The following is a 15737-nucleotide window of genomic DNA, read 5'->3' as shown; positions in this document are numbered from 1 at the left end:
CATGCGCTTGCTTTCTGGTTTTTCTTTTTTTGTGGTAGCCTTAGTCATCGCTTTGCTGGCTTATCTGCCTTTGCGTGTTGTGACACAGGCGATTGGATTACAATCTAACGGGATTCAATTTGATCGGGCTGTCGGAACAATTTGGCGTGGTAGCCTGTCGGATGTCCATGTTGGCGGTGAGGCAATAGGGCAAGTCAATTTAAACCTGAACGCAATAAGCTTGCTGCAGTTGAAACCGGCAGCGTCTTTTGAGTTTGTCGGTGCCGCTGGTAATGGAAAAGGCCTGATTGTTACAGGGCTGAACCGAGAATTAGAAATAAAAGACGCGTTTGCGAGAATTCAACTCAATACATTTAAACATCTCGATGCGCAGTTGAGACGATCACCGTCGACTTTGAACCTATCCATCTCTAATTTGAAAATTGGTGCTGCAGGAAATTGCATAGAAGCTGCAGGCGGTTTGAAAACTGATCTTTTAACCGTCGTTGGGCGCTCTTGGGCATGGGATGGACCGGCGATGGATGGCCGTATTGTTTGTGTCGGAGATGATTATGAACTTACTCTGCAAAATCAAACTGGACTAGATGAAATTTCAGCGAAAGCCGTTTTGCGAAGCGACAACACATATGATGTTGAAGCTAGCGTCAAAACCCAAAATCCGAGACTTTCAAATGCTCTGATTAGCTATGGGTTTAAAGGGCAGGCTGCTCCGGATGAATTTTACTATTCTTTGTCTTCTGTTGAATCACAAACACCATAAATACCACCTGTTTGGGAAGGAATTTCAATATGCGTAAATCAATAGCCAAAATAGGATTGATGAGTTTCTTGGTGTTGGTTGGGGGGTGTGCTTCCACGGCTTCAAAAAAAATAGAACCAGCTGCTCAAACCCAAGTCGAAAATGATTTTGATGAGTTCTACGAATTAGGGGAATTGCCAAGGCAAACTTTGGATATCGGTGATTGTGGTTTGTTCCTTTTTGCTTCCAGACCGGAACCAAGGTTTGTGTTTTTCGCTGAAGCGGCCAAGGGGACTGCGAAAGTGATTTTAAATGGCGAAGAAACTATTTTGATCAGAACTAAAACAGAAGGTGATGTGGTGGATCTTCACTATACTGAACAAGTTTTTCAGTCGCCGCTTAACAATGTCGAGATGAAAGTGACGATTAACGAAGCATCTCCTAGTGAAGGAGGTTCACAAATTACAAAAGCATCAATTCGTTTAAACAGCACAGATGGTTGGAAAATGGTAATTCCTGTTGGTGGAGCGACTTCTTGTGAGGGGCAATAAAATAATTTGAAAAAAAGCACTTTTCAGAAAAATAAGTGCTTGACGGTTAGGGGCGTTAAAGACTAAACACAGCGCTCCAAACAATGATATTTCAAAGTTTGGGCGATGCGCGGGAGTAGCTCAGCTGGTTAGAGTGCCGCCCTGTCACGGCGGAGGTCGCGGGTTCGAACCCCGTCTCTCGCGCCATTCTCCTCTCTAAGTTTGCGGACTTGGAGAGGAGAATGATTATCGCAAATAACATCCTAAAAAATCAAAATAATAATTCTGACTTTTAATCGCTTATTGTTCTGAACTATCGGCTTTAATGCATCGCCAATGCCAATCTCGAAGATGGGCATCTTTATGCGAGTGTCTCAGTCCTTAGCAAACATTTAGTCTTCTTTATCGAAAACATGTCGAGTATCTTTAGCGGAAAGTCTTGCCGTGCGAGGGCTAACACCAAAGTGTTTTTGAAATGCACGTGAGAAATTTGCTGTGTGGCTGTAACCTGCCCAATAAGCTAATGCTGTTATTGAGATGTTTGACCTTAACAGGCGCCTATATACCATCTGGAATTTGATGACATTGCAATAATCTGGGAAGTTTAATCCATAAACATCTTCAAAATCCTTGTCTAATATCTGTTTCTCCAACCCTAGCGATTTTACAATTGCCGAGGATGAAGGGATTTGAAGGTGATCTTCTAAAAATAGATTCAACACTTTGCTAATTCTATTCAAACTGGAGATTTGGGACGGTGCTACCAGTGTTTCGCTGATGAGAGAATCAAATGCCGTTAGGATACAAAAAAGTTCGGAAATCTTACTCTTTAGAAAAACAGGCCACAATTTATCATAATCCGATGTCTCAGCCAAAGATTTTGCAAACCTCAGGAGGGCTGTGTTTGTGCCGACTATTGGCGTCTCTTTGCCCCATAATTTTAGCATTTCCGATGCTCTGATAACTTTCGGGACAGGTGTTTTTAATACTTGAGCAATCGATTCTAAACACTCAGGAGAAAAAGCGAGATAAACTAAAGACAGAGGCCTAGCTGGATCTATCTGGATGTCGCAGTGTGATTCTCTTGTTTGGCGATAAAGTAGGTAAGATCCTTTTTTAATCGTCGCAGCGGTTTTATCTGTGAGCAGGTTGAATTCACCTTCAAGAACGACATTTATATAGAGTTTGTCAGACGGATATAAAGTCAGCTTTATTGTCTCTTTGGGGTCTGTGACGACGATTGTTTGCATGGTGATGGTTACACCTTGCATTGGTTGAAAAACCTTAGAATTTCCATGCATATAATCGCAATGAAACTCCCGTGTCGCTCCAATGTCGCCAAGAGAACGGCTTACCGTTTCATTGAAATTACCCCAATTTGTTCCGATTCCCTGTTTCGTCAGGGTTTGAAACAAATCTGCGGGATTTTTAGAAGTCGTATCAGGTGTATGAAACATTATTTTGCTGTCCAACCCAATCTAAAAACTGGCCTGTGTATAGTGATAAAACTGTCACAACTACGGGTAATTGCAAGAGGTGATAAATAATTCGCCTTACAATGATAAGACTGGTAATATTTTCCACGTTTATGCTTGATTCATAAAAATAATTACGAGACCGGCCAAGGCACGTGTTTCGAATAATGGAGGAAATAAAAATGCGTAAATCAATAATTGCGTCTGCTTCAGTTATGGCGATGGCATTGTCTTCACAGGCGGCAATCGCGCAAGAAACAACAAGTGCCCCTGAAGAAAATGTACAGGAAAGTAAGAATGTTTTGGGTACAGTTGTCGTAACGGCAACAAAGCGTGAACAGACATTGCAAGATGTACCTATTGCTGTATCTGTTGTTGATAGTGAAGAAATGCTAAAGGCGCAGATTGTCGATGTTATGGATCTTCAGTCTATCGTTCCTTCTTTACGCGTTGGTCAGCTGGAGCGTGCAGCAAACACAACATTTAGTATCCGTGGATTTGGAAACGGCGGTAACAATGTTGGAATTGAGCCGTCAGTTGCTGTCTTTATTGATGGTGTTTTCCGCACAAGGTCTGCAGGCAGTCTTGGTGACTTTCCAGATGTAGAACGTGTTGAAGTATTACGTGGACCTCAATCAACACTTTTTGGTAAAAATGCTTCCGCAGGTGTTGTTAGCCTTGTGACTAAAAAACCTGCCTTTGATTGGGAAGGTAAAATTGAAGGGACTTACGGAAATTATAACCAAGCAATCGCTAAAGCTTATGTATCAGGCCCTATAAGTGAAAGTCTGGCGTTTTCGCTTGCAGGATCTGTAAACACGCGCGATGGCTATGTGAATAATCTTGCCACTGGAGAAGACTTAAACAACCGCGACCGCAATATGGTGCGAGGGCAGTTATTGTTTGAACCAAATGATGATTTGTCGATTCGTTTGATCGCAGATTACGACAAGATCGACGAAATTTGTTGTTACACACCAAATTATGTAAACGGTCCCACTAGCGCAGTTATAGAAGCTTTAGGCGGTGAAATCCCAACAAACCCATATGGTTATGAGACGTTTGTGGACATTACGCCTCGGAGTAAGGTTGAGAACTCAGGCGTCTCAGCTCAAGCTGATTGGGATTTAGGATGGGCAACTCTAACGTCTATTTCCTCTGTACGTAATCAAGAATCAGCAAGTGATGGTGATGTCGACTTTACCAGTGCGCCTCTCATCGGTAGCAATATAAATGAATGGGAAATAGACACATTTACGCAAGAGCTGCGTCTTGCTGGTGGATCTGAAAAATTAGATTGGCTTGTTGGTGGTTTTTACTATGACGAGTCGCTCGATAAAAATAGCAATGTAACTTACGGGCCCGGATTTGCTGCTTATGCTGATGCTCTTGCAGGTGGATTGATTTCTTCCATTGAACCATTGCTTGGCGGTGCTCAATTTCATGAGCCCGGAACGGGAACTTTTGAAACCTTCACACAAGAAAACCAGAGTTATAACATTTTTGGTCAAGTTGACTGGTATGCAACCAATAAACTGACTTTGACGGCAGGGCTGGGTTATGTGAATGATGAGAAAGAAGTAACTGCTTCTGCTGTCAATAACGACCTATTCTCATCAATTGATTTCAATGCTTTATTCACAAACCCTGCAGTCGTTACGCCGGATGTTTTCCGTGCACTAGATCTTCCTGAATTAACAGGCGGCTTAGTCCCTGCCCAATTTGATGATCTTGTGTTTGGAACCTTGTTTGGAGCAGTGGTTGGGCAAGATGCGACACCGGCAAATATAGGTGCATGGCAAGCTGCGTTAGTGGGAGGTGATCCTGTCGCGGCGGCTCAATTTGCAGCTATACAGGCAAATACACCTGCAACTGAGCAGGGCGTTGCAGCGAATTTAAGAACATCACTCGCACCATCTATTGCGGGCGGTCTGGCACCGCTTCAATTCCTACCGGGATTTGTTGCACTTCCAAACGCATTTGAAGATGGTACCTCTAGCGATAGCAAGCTTTCCTACACTGTGCGTGCAGCTTATGATGCGACGGACAATATCAATGTGTATGCAAGCTATGGAACAGGGTTTAAAGCGACATCATGGAACTTAACTCGTGATAGCTCATATACAGCTGCGAATGCAGCTGCTCTAGGCAATGCTGGCCTAATTCCGAACAATCGCGGTGCGGGTACACGGTTTGCGTCTCCTGAAGAAGTTGAAATTTTTGAAATCGGCGCAAAAGCAGTCTTTGACCGAGGTACGGTGAACATCGCACTCTTTGACCAGACGATTGAAGGTTTCCAATCTACAATCTTCCAAGGAACTGGGTTCGTGTTGGCAAATGCGGGTGAGCAAACCACACAAGGTATTGAAATTGACGCGACTTACATGCCGATTGATCAATTGACGCTTGGATTTTCTGGATTAGTGCAAAATCCAGAATATGTAGACTTCCAGAATGCTCCGGGAATTGGTGGTCCGACAGATCTGTCTGGTGAACAGCCAGCTGGTATCCACACAACGTCTCTTTCATTCTCAGCATTGTTTGAAGAGGAGATTTCACAAGGCATAATGGGTTTCATCCGCGCAGACTATCAATATGAAGATGAAATCCAAATTGTGGACAATGTATCGGCTGACCTTATGAGCCGAGAAGTGAAATTGCTAAATGCATCACTGGGATTCAGTATGGATAATGGATTTGAAGCGAGTTTCTGGGGACGTAACATCACCAACCATGAATTCTCTCAATCTGCTTTCCCGACAACAGCGCAAGCTGGTTCAGTAAATGGATATCCAAATGCGCCAGCAACATACGGGATTACACTTCGCAAACGTTGGTAATGGTTTGAACGATTAGTCGTAAAATTGGTGGCAATCATCCTTTGCGGGGTGGTTGCCATTTTTTTGAAGAAGGTGACATTCTTTATGGGGTGCTTTTGTGTGTAATGAATGTCCGTTTTATTCGAATGAAACTTATTTAAAACAACGGCCTTACAGGAGGAATGACGCATGCTTTTCAAAGTGATTTATGGATTTATCATCACGCTTGTTTTGATTATTGCGATAATGCTGATCCGAACCTTCTCCTACGGAACTAGTGAAGAGATGGCTCTCGTAGAACTTCCTGCGCCAGTGTCCTATAACGAGCCCGAAGCAATCAGGCGTTTACAAGAATCTGTGCGTTTTCAAACCATAACGATCAATCGAGGTGATCCGGCAACGCTAGAAGCGGCTCAGCCATGGTTGGAATTTCACACCTTTCTGGAAACTGAATATCCGTTAGTGCACCAAAACCTACAGCGTGAATACGTGGCTGATTATAGCCTATTGTACACATGGCAAGGCCGAGATGAATCTCTTGATCCGCTTATGTTAATGGCACATCAGGATGTCGTTCCTGTTGACGACGCCACTTTAAGCGACTGGGATCGTCCACCTTTTTCTGGTGATGTCGCAGATGGGTATATATACGGGCGAGGCACACAAGACGATAAAGCATCCATTATTGGAATTATGGAAACAGTTGAAGCGCTGATAAAGTCTAATTTTCAGCCTAATCGAACACTGATTTTATTATTTGGACATGATGAAGAAGTCGCAGGAACGGGTGCCGAGGCCGGTGTTGGCTTATTGAGCGAGCGCGGAATCAGTCCTGAAATGGTGGTTGATGAAGGCTTTTTTGTTCTTAATGATATGGCTGGATTTGATGCTCCGCTAGGCCTGATCGGGATAGCAGAGAAAGGCTATATGACGATAGATCTGGCGTCTGAATCAGCTGGCGGCCACTCGTCCTTGCCACCCAAAAACTCTGCTAATATCCAGCTGGCTAAAGCGTTATTAGCACTAGAAAAAACGCAAATGCCATCACACTTAAATTCTAAGCAAGTGTCTGATTTTTTCCAAGCTGTAGCCCCTGAAATGTCCTTCATGAAGCGGTTTGTTTTAGCCAATACGTGGATCACAGGCGGATTAGTGAATGCACAATTTGGTGAAACAGCATCCATGAATGCAATGATCAGAACAACGACTGCTCCCACCATGCTTACTGGTTCGGTTAAAGAGAATGTGCTGCCGCAAAAATCCACTGCAACAGTCAATTTTAGAATTCACCCTGAAGATTCTTCGGGTGATGTTATAGAGCATGTCGAGAATGTTATTGGTGGAATTGAAGGGGTGAGTATTCAAGCAAGAAATAAAGGGATTTTCCGCGAACCTTCACCTATTTCGCCCACGGATAATCGGCCGTTTGCATTATTAGCGGCATTGGCAAATAAAACGGGCGATAACGCACGTCCTGTGCCTGCACTGGTCCTAGCCGGTACAGACGCAGCCTTTGCCAGCCAAATCTCAAATAATGTGTATCGCTTCACGCCCGTTGATTATTCTGTGCATGACATTGATGGCATACATGGAACTAATGAAAGATTGTCTATAAAAAATTTCAACTTGATGATTGAAGGCTTTAGCCAGCTTATTCTTGCTATGGATAGCCCAGAATAAGCTGTTGGTAATGGCAGCTATAGCGCGAAGAAAAAGTGAAGATAAATGTCTGATATTATTCAAATAATATTTTGTTTTGATGTCACGAGATTAAAACGTGTCTGAGCAATATTCGCGCAAAATCATACATATTGACATGGATGCATTCTTTGCATCCGTTGAACAAAGGGATGACCCGACACTGCGAGGAAAGCCAGTCGCTGTCGGTGGTGGCGAAGCGCGCGGTGTGGTGGCTGCGGCGAGTTATGAAGCGCGTGAATATGGCGTGCGGTCTGCGATGGCCTCTGTTGCTGCTAAAAAACGATGTCCTGATCTGATTTTTGTGCCACCAAGATTTGATGTCTACAAATCTGTATCCAACCAAATACGAAATATTTTTGCTCAATACACGCACTTGATCGAGCCTCTATCTTTAGATGAAGCTTATTTGGATGTGACGGATAATTTAAAGGGCATTGAGTCGGCCACGCAAATAGCGATGGAAATACGTGCCGATATATTAAAAGAGACAGGGCTGACAGCCTCAGCTGGGGTTTCATACAATAAGTTTATTGCCAAACTTGCATCCGATGAAAACAAACCCAATGGACAATGTGTGATACCCCCAAAGAGCGGAGAGCAATTTGTGGCTGGTTTACCCATTCGTCGTTTTTACGGTGTGGGTCCAGTCACGGCAAAGAAAATGGAACGTCTTGGGATTCTTACAGGTGCTGATTTAAAAAAAGCAGATTTATCATGGCTAAGGCAGAATTTTGGGAATAGCGCGGATTACTATTATGCTGCGGCACGTGGGAAGGATGATAGAATTGTTCAGCCCAATAGAATACGAAAATCAGTGGGTGTTGAGCGCACTTATTCAAAAGACCTCTTTGAAAAAGAAGAAATTCTCACTGAAACAGAAAAACTGATCACCCTGTTATGGGAACGTATTGAGCGTGCCAATGCAGTTGGACATACAATTGTGTTGAAGGTGAAATTTTCTGATTTCAAACAGATTACACGATCTCATACTTTAGAGCATTCCATCACCGAAATCGAACATTTGGAGGTGTCAGCCCAATTACTGTTGGGGCACCTTCCAAGGCCGATCAAACCGATCAGACTGTTAGGTTTAACGCTGACAGGATTGATTGAGAGTGGTTCTGATACTGTGAACAACCAACTTTCGTTTCCTTTTTAAATCACTGCATTTTACAGGATTAAAATCTACTTTGGCGTGTTGGTGGTAAGGTGCGACCACCATTTATCAGTGCAAAAACTGGCGGTAGCAATTTGTTGAGAACGATTGCAATAGGCACAACAATTATTGCAACTAATATTGGACCAAGTAGGAAAAACACAGGATAGGCGGGATCGTAATACCCTCCCAGCAACTTTTGCCACGCACCCCAGCATATTGTCAGGATTAAAACGTGGGAACAAAAGATGATAAAGATAAATTGTTCCAGTTTTAAGATATAATGAGAAATCTTTAGTTTGGATATGCGGATCGAAAGCCCCCAAAAAGCGATAGCGGCTGGAAACCTGATCAATAGGAAAGCAAGTTCAATTCTCTTTTCTAAGTCTATTGTTCTTTCAGAAATTTCGCGCGCTACATCTAGAGAATCTCCAAGTATAAATAGACTTATGCCGGCCAATAACGCCCCAGATAAAACCTCTAGATAAAGTGGAATTTTAGGAATTTGGCCACGTAAACACAAGAACATGCCTATCGCATAAAACAATAAAATATTGGGTGTGATCAAAAGAGTAGTGAAGCTACCTAAAACGTATAATACGGCAACAACACCGATGAATGCGGGTACGAATTTCTGGTAGAGGATGACAAGTATTGGGGCGAAGAGCGCACATACAAAAATATCTCTCAGGAATGAAAGTGAAATATTTACAGGTGCTTGCGTTATTCCCATGAGATACTCGCCTAGCTTTAAAAGGCTAAAAGTCTCTCCGAGTGATTGCTCCAAATAACCAGCTTGCAGGTATTTATCGATTACAAAAACGATGAAGAGAAAGCAGGCATTCCAAAAAATGAGTGGAATTATCAGGGAAGAAAATTTCTGCGAGACAAATTTAAGTATCTCAGCTTTCCTGAGGCTGAAAACAACCAGAAACCCCGAAATGATTGAAAGAAGTGCAACCGAAGCTCTGCCAACTGAATTTACGAGAAAAAATCTGAATTCATCAAAAAAACGAACGGCTTCTGTAGATGAAGCGAACGCAGCTACGCCAGGGTTTACGTGCACATATATCATGAAAAATATGCATAAAACGCGGGCTATTTTTATAGATTGCGATGTCTCTTTTGTTAAACTTGGAACTGCAAATTTTTGATTGTTTTTTGAAGAGACAGCAGACATTGAACAAGTAACTTTTATCGAGTGTGAATTTTCGTTTCCTGTTCAATAGTGCAAATTCAATGCCCGTAAACCAAATATTGCGTAAAAGCCCAAACGCGACAGAAACCATTCGGCTCTGTCGCGTGGAAAAGCTTCTTAATTGTTAGTTGAATGCCTTGGTGATTTCGGCTTTCAAACTTGACTATTGAAATCTAAATATGTCTGGCATCGAAGACGTTTTGTTTAAGTTGAGCCGGCCCATATACCGCTACTTCCTCAAGTTCATCGGCATGGACAAAGTCCTCATGTGTTTCTATGGCTATCACATTTGAATGAGTCATATTGTGTATGTGGGCAAGCCCATCAGCACTGACAAGTTCGGCGCGACCAGTAACCCAATGACGACAGTTTGAAGATCCACACATACAGGCAAACTGATTAAACAATACATCTTCTGTGGAGGCGTAATCCATGAATAATGGCTCACCGACTTCAATATCACGCACACAGAATACTTTCTGATCATGCATATCTAGCACAACATTTGGATCACAGCTGTGAAGCAACATTCCTATAAAATAGGGGTCGTGCAAATTGTCATTGGGTGCACGTTGCAATGAGTGTTGTAGCAATTGATCTGTTTCTTCAGCCACAAAGCTTCCAATCACTTCACCGCGTTTGAAAGCGCGAACAGCAAATATACCAACACCAAATTCCTGTGTGGTTTTCTTCACGATGTCTTTTGGAGTAGGAAGTTTGCTTTTGTCCAAATGAGTTGGGCAGTGCGCTTTGATAAAAGTCTCAGGATATATTGTATGCATCGAGTTTAATCCTTCAAATAGGATGCATTGAGCAATTATATGCATTGGGAAGTCAGGTTTGGAAAACCATTGAGCGTGGTTGAGTAAGTGGTGGTGTAAACACCGGTATGGGCGAGGATCACGCGGTCCCCGGGGGTAAGTGCTTTGGGCAAATGATAGCGAAATTCTTCAGCGTAGATCACATCATTAGAATCACATGTCTGACCTGCCAGAATCACAGGACCCACTTCGCCTTCATGGTGTGTATAGACAGGGTAATCAATTTGCGTTTCTACCAATCCGCCATAGCGGCCAATATCAAGATAGACCCAACGAATATCAGGATTGGTATGGCTAGGGGCGACCAAAACCACTTCTGCCAAAATGAAGCCTGCATCAGCTGGCAAATAGCGACCTGGCTCAGTGTAAATAAGCGGCGCATTCGCTTTGAAATACTTAGCGACATAATGCGCAATAGCATCACAGAAAGTCGTGATTGGCGGCACAGTTTTACGATAGTTTGTCGGGAAACCGCCACCAACATCGAGCACTTTCATTGTGTCTACGCCTTGCTTGCGTAATGCCTCAAACACTTCAGCAGCCGCGCGTATTGGCGCATTCCAAGAAGCAGGGTTTAGCTGTTGAGAGCCTGTGTGAAATGAAATTCCGTGCGCAATCAAACCACTAGAATTACCTTTTAAAAGCCAATCAACGGCCTTTTCAGGAGGGCATCCAAACTTGATAGACAAAGGAGAAACTGCACCTGATCCATCGGTCGTGATCCGGCAAATCACTTTTGAACCCGGTGCATGCGTGATGATTTTGTCTAATTCTAATGCTGCATCAAAAACGTATTGCTCAATGCCGCGTTCATATGCAGCTTTGATTTCGCTCGCTTTTTTTAGCGGATTTCCGTAAAGAATATCTTTTGCTTGCGCGCCAGCGGCAAGACACATGTCGATTTCTTGAATGCTAGCACATTCAAAATAACATCCTAATTTGTTCAAACGTTTAAGCAGATCAGGGTGAGGATTCGCTTTGATCGCATAATGATGATTAGCCCGCGGCAATGCAGTTTTAAGCGCTTTATAATTGCGTTCAACCACGTCCAGCTCAACAACAAGATGAGGTGTCGGTCCATCATAAGCAGCAATGAAGTTTTGCAATGCGCGACTTGTCGATGTCTGGATAGTTCCAAGACCTAGGGCAGGGTTAGTACCAGTTTGTTTAGACACAGTTTTTGCGTCAATAAATGACTTATCAGGCGTGTCACTTGGTTTGCTAACGGTCTGGGGAACGGGCATAAGCGACCTCCGCAGAGAGAGCATCAAGTGATGCGAAGATGAAAATTGTAAGCACTAGCTAAATCCACAAAAAACGAGAAACTCGTAACTTTACGAACCGCTGATCTCCTTGCTTACTCATCGTCTCTGGGTCGATCTTTGGTAAATTTCCATATAGCGCAAAAAATCGTCATGTAAAGTGTTTGATTTTGTAATGCAGCAATAAAAGTAAATGCTGACAAATTTGGTTTGGATACGACTAACGCCTTTATTAAGAATAATAATCAATTGCAATAGTTGACTAATCTTCATGAGAATGAGAATTGTTATCAAATAGGCGGTGTTTCGATCGGGAAATCTCCTGTGTGAGCATTGCGAAGTCAAATGTTTTAAATTCAAAAGAAGAAAAAATGGCGTCTCGGTATTTTCCAAATTATTCACGCGTGATTGCAGCCGCTATGGTGGCATCTATTGTTCAGCCAGCCTTGGCGAATGAGTACAGTTTCCAAGCTGACCATGTTTTGGGAACTGAAGTGAAAATGACAGTTGAGGCGAGCTCTCAAGAAGTCGCGCAGTTTGCTTGGGAGCAAGCGCGATCAGAAATATCCAGATTGGAAAAGATATTTAGCTCTAGAGATAGTCATGCAGAACTGGCTGTCTTGAACGATCGAAAATCACTAGAAGTATCATCCGAGCTAAGTGAGCTGCTTACAGCTTGCAAAGCATGGCATGAGAAAACCAATGGTGCTTTGCATTGCGGAATGGGCAAGCTTGTAAAGGTTTGGAAAAATTCAGAAAAATCAGGGGTTCTTCCAAGTGATTCTGAAATCAAACCTCTCCTTGATGCAGTTGCTTTGAATAACTTCATCGACATTAAATCCAACAGTTTTGTACAATTGAGCGAAGGTGTTGAGCTAAATGTTGAAGCGGTGGCTAAAGGGAAGATAATAGATAAAGCATCGCAAGCGGCACTTGCAATAGATGGAGTACAGGGTGTCGTCCTAAACATCGGAGGTGATATCCGCACTATAGGAAAGTTATCTGAGAGCGCTGTAAAAGTAGGTGTGTCATCCGGAAATAGTGCTGATAATTCAATACCTGACGATTTGGTGCGGGTTGCAAATGCTGCGATAGCGACAAGCGGTGCGGGACGACGAGACTTTAACATATCTGGGCAGACATATTCGCATATTGTGTCGCCTTTTAATGGTCGCCCTCAGGAAATTGTTGATTATGTTTCAGTGATTGCACCATCTGCTGAGGAAGCCGATGCCTTAGCGACAGCTTTTTCTGTGATGGGTATTTCGCAGAGCCTCCTTTATGCAAATACTCACGAAGGTATTGAAACCTTTATTTTTTCTAAAGGAGGAACGCTTTTCAAAAGTAAAGGGTGGGAAGGATTAAGAGTACCAGTTGAGGTAATTACAGCGGCTGAGGCAGGTGTTGAAAATCCATGGGGTCCTGATTGGAAAATGCGTGTAAAATACAGCGTGCCTGAAATCGATATCAGTGATTATGAATATCCATATATCGTTGCTTGGGTGACAGATGCTGAAAACAAGCCGGTCAAGCATTTGCTTATGTTGGGTGATAGTCCCCGATGGATTGAAGAAAATTATGTTCATTGGCGCCGTGTTGGCAGAAAACAGCCAGCGGTGATTGATCATGTAGCCCGTCCAACCAAACCGCCGGGAGTATATGATATTGAATGGGATGGTGTTGATGATCACGGGCGTCCAGTAGAGCAGGGTGAATACATACTACATATTGAAGCCTCAAGAGAGCATGGCGGACATCAATATGTAAAATTGCCAGTGAATCTCTCAAATACAGCAGATGTTTGGACGGTGGACCCAGGGTCTGAGCTTGGTAAAATATCTATAGATTTTTCAAAGACTAAAAGCTCATGACTGATAATGCGCTAACGCTGGTTCATAGGTTCAGGATACCTAAATTAAAGAAAGCGGTCATCTATAAATTTGCTAGAGCGGCTCATAACTATCTATCTGCTTTTGCATTTATGGCGCTCATGTTTTTTTCTGTTACTGGCTTGCTACTCAATCATCCGGAATGGCTGAAAACAAAAGCGACACCCATAAGTCAGGAAGTCTCTCTACCTATGGAGAGTATTGAGCATGTTTTGGCGCAAGACAATCCAGAAGAATTTTTGGAGAGTGCTTTGAGGAAAGCTTCAAATTTCTCTGGGGAATTTGCAAATGCAGAAATATTTGAAGATGAAGCCATGTTGCGTTTTAAAGGCGTAAAAGGGGATACGACCGCTCATATCGATCTAAATTCAGGTTTGGCTCGCCTTGAAACAAAGCGTTCAAACGTAAGTGGATTTATACGTGACCTACATCGCGGCAAAGAGGCCGGGAAAGTTTGGCGGTTTGTGATTGATGTAATTGCTGTCTTTATCATGACGCTTTCACTTATTGGCTTTTTCCTATTCTTCACGATGCGTTTTCGTTTGGTAACAAGCATGAAGCTGGTCGGGGGAAGTGTTATTTTCTTTATCGGGATACTCACCTTTTTTGTATCGTGAAATAGAAAAATTCAATGATTTTGCCTATGTAAATAATGATAATGACTTGCATTCTCAAAATATGTCTGACAAGAACGTTTAGGAGAAATTGGAGAGAATTCTATGTTTAAAAAAATGGCTTTGATTAGTGTCGGGATTTGGTGTTTGGGCAGCACATCTGCATATGCACATACGTCTTTTATGAGGCCTAATGCATTTGATTTTACTCAAGGTAAGAATATCACAATTGAGTCTTCATTCACTGAAGATTTTTCAAACCCTGAAGTCGGTGTGAAATCAGGTGATTGGCATTATATCGCGCCCAATGGTGTGCGCTATTCATATGACAATGTTGTAGAATTGAAACAAACGACAATTCTTGAAAATACCATAAGCCAATCAGGAACTTATAAATTTTCAACGGGAGAGCGTCTTGGCCGGAAAGGTAAGATGATTCAAACTGCAACGGGAGAGCTTAAAGCTGCTCGCGGTGAAAATGGTGCTGAGGTTGAGCTAGCCGAAGGTGAGACATTTGTAACCTCACAAACCGCGACTGTTGCCAATGTTTATGTTTCTAAAGGGGCACCAACAGATAGTGCTGTGAATGAAACTATTGGCCGCTTGGTATTTCATCCACTGAGCCACCCCAATGAATTGTATGTCGGTGAAAGCTTTCAATTAAAAGTGACTTTTGATGGCCAGCCAATGGCTGATCAGGACATGGAATTACTGCGTGAAGGTGGTCATTATTCCGATGATAAAGGTAAGAAACAAGTCACAACAAACTCAGATGGGATTCTAGATCTTAGCCTTGAGCAACCTGGCGTATATCTGCTGTACACACGTCATCGTGCTGAGGCACCTGCAGGTTCGGAAACAGATATTCGAAGCTATTCAACCTCTCTGACCTTCGAAGTCACACGCTAATCAAATCATTCTTAATTATCGGGGTAATCCTATGAATATTCTAAAATCCGTCCTTTTAGGGGCAGTACCTGTTTTTGCTTTAGCAGCATGTGCGACAACAGATCTTGCAGCTTCTGCTCCTGAAGCTGTTGAAGTCGCCGAAACTGTAACTGGTGCAAAAAGTGAAACAAAATCAAAAGCTAAAGAAAATGCAAAACCAAAACGTGTGTCCAAAGGTGGTGGGCATTCAAAGGCTGATTTCTACAATGCATATGATGCAGATGGAGACGGAAATGTCAGTCAGGAAGAGTATAAAAAAGTACGTGACGCTGGTTTTGATGCACGTGACCCGAATAGTGACGAGCAGGTTCTCGTTGATGAGTATGTTGCTGAATATGAAGCCCGTTTAGCTCAGGACTTAGCTGAGCAACGTGACAGGCAGTTAAAGCAAGCATATGTGCGTTTTGGTATTCTGGATGCGGATAAAGATGGCATTCTCACCCGAGAAGAATTCCAAGCTTCAGGTGTTCGTATGTTTAGTCGTTTAGATTCAAATGCTGATGGTGTCGTCAATGAAGTTGACGAAAAAGACGCTTATTAAAAATTTGCGGTTGTAAATCAGTTTGAAATTGTGGCTGCGATTAT

The 15737-nt window shown here is 42.8% G+C and carries 13 protein-coding genes and 1 tRNA gene; 10 read left to right on the top strand and 4 right to left on the bottom strand.

Annotation, left to right across the window (positions count from 1 at the left end; translation table 11 throughout):
• The first annotated feature begins 1 nt into the window (after position 1).
• The 3 genes from gspN (at position 2) to AC5EF3_RS08250 (ending at position 1476) form a co-directional block, all read left to right on the top strand.
• Complete coding sequence (gene gspN / locus AC5EF3_RS08260; protein ID WP_493547693.1) at positions 2–760, top strand: type II secretion system protein N; 759 nt, start codon at positions 2–4, stop codon at positions 758–760.
• Positions 761–789: 29 nt separating this feature from the next.
• Positions 790–1290, top strand: coding sequence for a hypothetical protein (locus tag AC5EF3_RS08255; RefSeq protein WP_493547692.1), 501 nt, complete (start codon positions 790–792; stop codon positions 1288–1290).
• A gap of 109 nt (positions 1291–1399) precedes the next feature.
• Positions 1400–1476: transfer RNA gene (locus AC5EF3_RS08250), tRNA-Asp, on the top strand.
• A 185-nt stretch (positions 1477–1661) separates the two neighbouring features.
• On the opposite strand, the gene AC5EF3_RS08245 is transcribed toward AC5EF3_RS08250, so the two are convergent.
• Positions 1662–2726, bottom strand: coding sequence for a helix-turn-helix domain-containing protein (locus AC5EF3_RS08245; RefSeq protein WP_015827304.1), 1065 nt, complete (start codon positions 2724–2726; stop codon positions 1662–1664).
• Between the two features lie 200 nt (positions 2727–2926).
• Here AC5EF3_RS08245 and AC5EF3_RS08240 point away from each other — a divergent pair, with 200 nt between their 5' ends.
• The 3 genes from AC5EF3_RS08240 to dinB all read left to right on the top strand — a co-directional run bounded on the left by AC5EF3_RS08240 (position 2927) and on the right by dinB (position 8423).
• On the top strand, positions 2927–5584 hold the full coding sequence (locus AC5EF3_RS08240; RefSeq protein WP_493547691.1) for a TonB-dependent receptor: 2658 nt from the start codon (positions 2927–2929) through the stop codon (positions 5582–5584).
• 168 nt (positions 5585–5752) lie between these two features.
• Entirely contained in the window at positions 5753–7243 is a 1491-nt protein-coding gene (locus tag AC5EF3_RS08235) for a M20 family peptidase (protein ID WP_493547690.1), read from the top strand.
• A gap of 97 nt (positions 7244–7340) precedes the next feature.
• Positions 7341–8423, top strand: coding sequence for a DNA polymerase IV (dinB, locus tag AC5EF3_RS08230; RefSeq protein ID WP_493547689.1), 1083 nt, complete (start codon positions 7341–7343; stop codon positions 8421–8423).
• 19 nt (positions 8424–8442) lie between these two features.
• On the opposite strand, the gene AC5EF3_RS08225 is transcribed toward dinB, so the two are convergent.
• The 3 genes from AC5EF3_RS08225 to AC5EF3_RS08215 form a co-directional block, all read right to left on the bottom strand.
• Positions 8443–9495 (bottom strand): acyltransferase family protein, encoded by a 1053-nt coding sequence (locus AC5EF3_RS08225; RefSeq protein ID WP_493547688.1) that lies wholly within the window; start codon positions 9493–9495, stop codon positions 8443–8445.
• A 296-nt stretch (positions 9496–9791) separates the two neighbouring features.
• Positions 9792–10400, bottom strand: a complete 609-nt coding sequence (locus AC5EF3_RS08220) for an SET domain-containing protein-lysine N-methyltransferase (protein ID WP_493547687.1) — start codon at positions 10398–10400, stop codon at positions 9792–9794.
• Positions 10401–10435: 35 nt separating this feature from the next.
• Entirely contained in the window at positions 10436–11683 is a 1248-nt protein-coding gene (locus AC5EF3_RS08215) for a type III PLP-dependent enzyme (protein WP_493547686.1), read from the bottom strand.
• A 344-nt stretch (positions 11684–12027) separates the two neighbouring features.
• Here AC5EF3_RS08215 and AC5EF3_RS08210 point away from each other — a divergent pair, with 344 nt between their 5' ends.
• The 4 genes from AC5EF3_RS08210 to AC5EF3_RS08195 all read left to right on the top strand — a co-directional run bounded on the left by AC5EF3_RS08210 (position 12028) and on the right by AC5EF3_RS08195 (position 15693).
• Positions 12028–13572 (top strand): DUF2271 domain-containing protein, encoded by a 1545-nt coding sequence (locus AC5EF3_RS08210; protein ID WP_493547685.1) that lies wholly within the window; start codon positions 12028–12030, stop codon positions 13570–13572.
• Entirely contained in the window at positions 13569–14207 is a 639-nt protein-coding gene (locus AC5EF3_RS08205; RefSeq protein ID WP_493547684.1) for a PepSY-associated TM helix domain-containing protein, read from the top strand. Before AC5EF3_RS08210 ends, AC5EF3_RS08205 begins: the two co-directional genes overlap by 4 nt.
• A 102-nt stretch (positions 14208–14309) precedes the next feature.
• Positions 14310–15113 (top strand): DUF4198 domain-containing protein, encoded by an 804-nt coding sequence (locus tag AC5EF3_RS08200; protein WP_015827313.1) that lies wholly within the window; start codon positions 14310–14312, stop codon positions 15111–15113.
• A gap of 31 nt (positions 15114–15144) precedes the next feature.
• On the top strand, positions 15145–15693 hold the full coding sequence (locus tag AC5EF3_RS08195) for an EF-hand domain-containing protein (RefSeq protein ID WP_493547683.1): 549 nt from the start codon (positions 15145–15147) through the stop codon (positions 15691–15693).
• The last annotated feature ends 44 nt before the right edge of the window (positions 15694–15737 follow it).

The sequence above is a fragment of the Hirschia sp. genome, from assembly GCF_058892565.1.
The sequence above is the reverse complement of the archived record's forward strand: the minus strand, read 5'-3'. Positions and strand labels throughout refer to the sequence as shown.

Excerpts from the sequence above, each read along its gene's own strand:
- gspN (WP_493547693.1), top strand. The coding sequence starts at position 2 with ATGCGCTTGCTTTCTGGTTTTTCTTTTTTTGTGGTAGCCTTAGTCATC.
- AC5EF3_RS08255 (WP_493547692.1), top strand. The coding sequence starts at position 790 with ATGCGTAAATCAATAGCCAAAATAGGATTGATGAGTTTCTTGGTGTTG.
- AC5EF3_RS08245 (WP_015827304.1), bottom strand. The coding sequence starts at position 2,726 with ATGTTTCATACACCTGATACGACTTCTAAAAATCCCGCAGATTTGTTT.
- AC5EF3_RS08240 (WP_493547691.1), top strand. The coding sequence starts at position 2,927 with ATGCGTAAATCAATAATTGCGTCTGCTTCAGTTATGGCGATGGCATTG.
- AC5EF3_RS08235 (WP_493547690.1), top strand. The coding sequence starts at position 5,753 with ATGCTTTTCAAAGTGATTTATGGATTTATCATCACGCTTGTTTTGATT.
- AC5EF3_RS08225 (WP_493547688.1), bottom strand. The coding sequence starts at position 9,495 with ATGATATATGTGCACGTAAACCCTGGCGTAGCTGCGTTCGCTTCATCT.
- AC5EF3_RS08220 (WP_493547687.1), bottom strand. The coding sequence starts at position 10,400 with ATGCATACAATATATCCTGAGACTTTTATCAAAGCGCACTGCCCAACT.
- AC5EF3_RS08215 (WP_493547686.1), bottom strand. The coding sequence starts at position 11,683 with ATGCCCGTTCCCCAGACCGTTAGCAAACCAAGTGACACGCCTGATAAG.
- AC5EF3_RS08205 (WP_493547684.1), top strand. The coding sequence starts at position 13,569 with ATGACTGATAATGCGCTAACGCTGGTTCATAGGTTCAGGATACCTAAA.
- AC5EF3_RS08200 (WP_015827313.1), top strand. The coding sequence starts at position 14,310 with ATGTTTAAAAAAATGGCTTTGATTAGTGTCGGGATTTGGTGTTTGGGC.
- AC5EF3_RS08195 (WP_493547683.1), top strand. The coding sequence starts at position 15,145 with ATGAATATTCTAAAATCCGTCCTTTTAGGGGCAGTACCTGTTTTTGCT.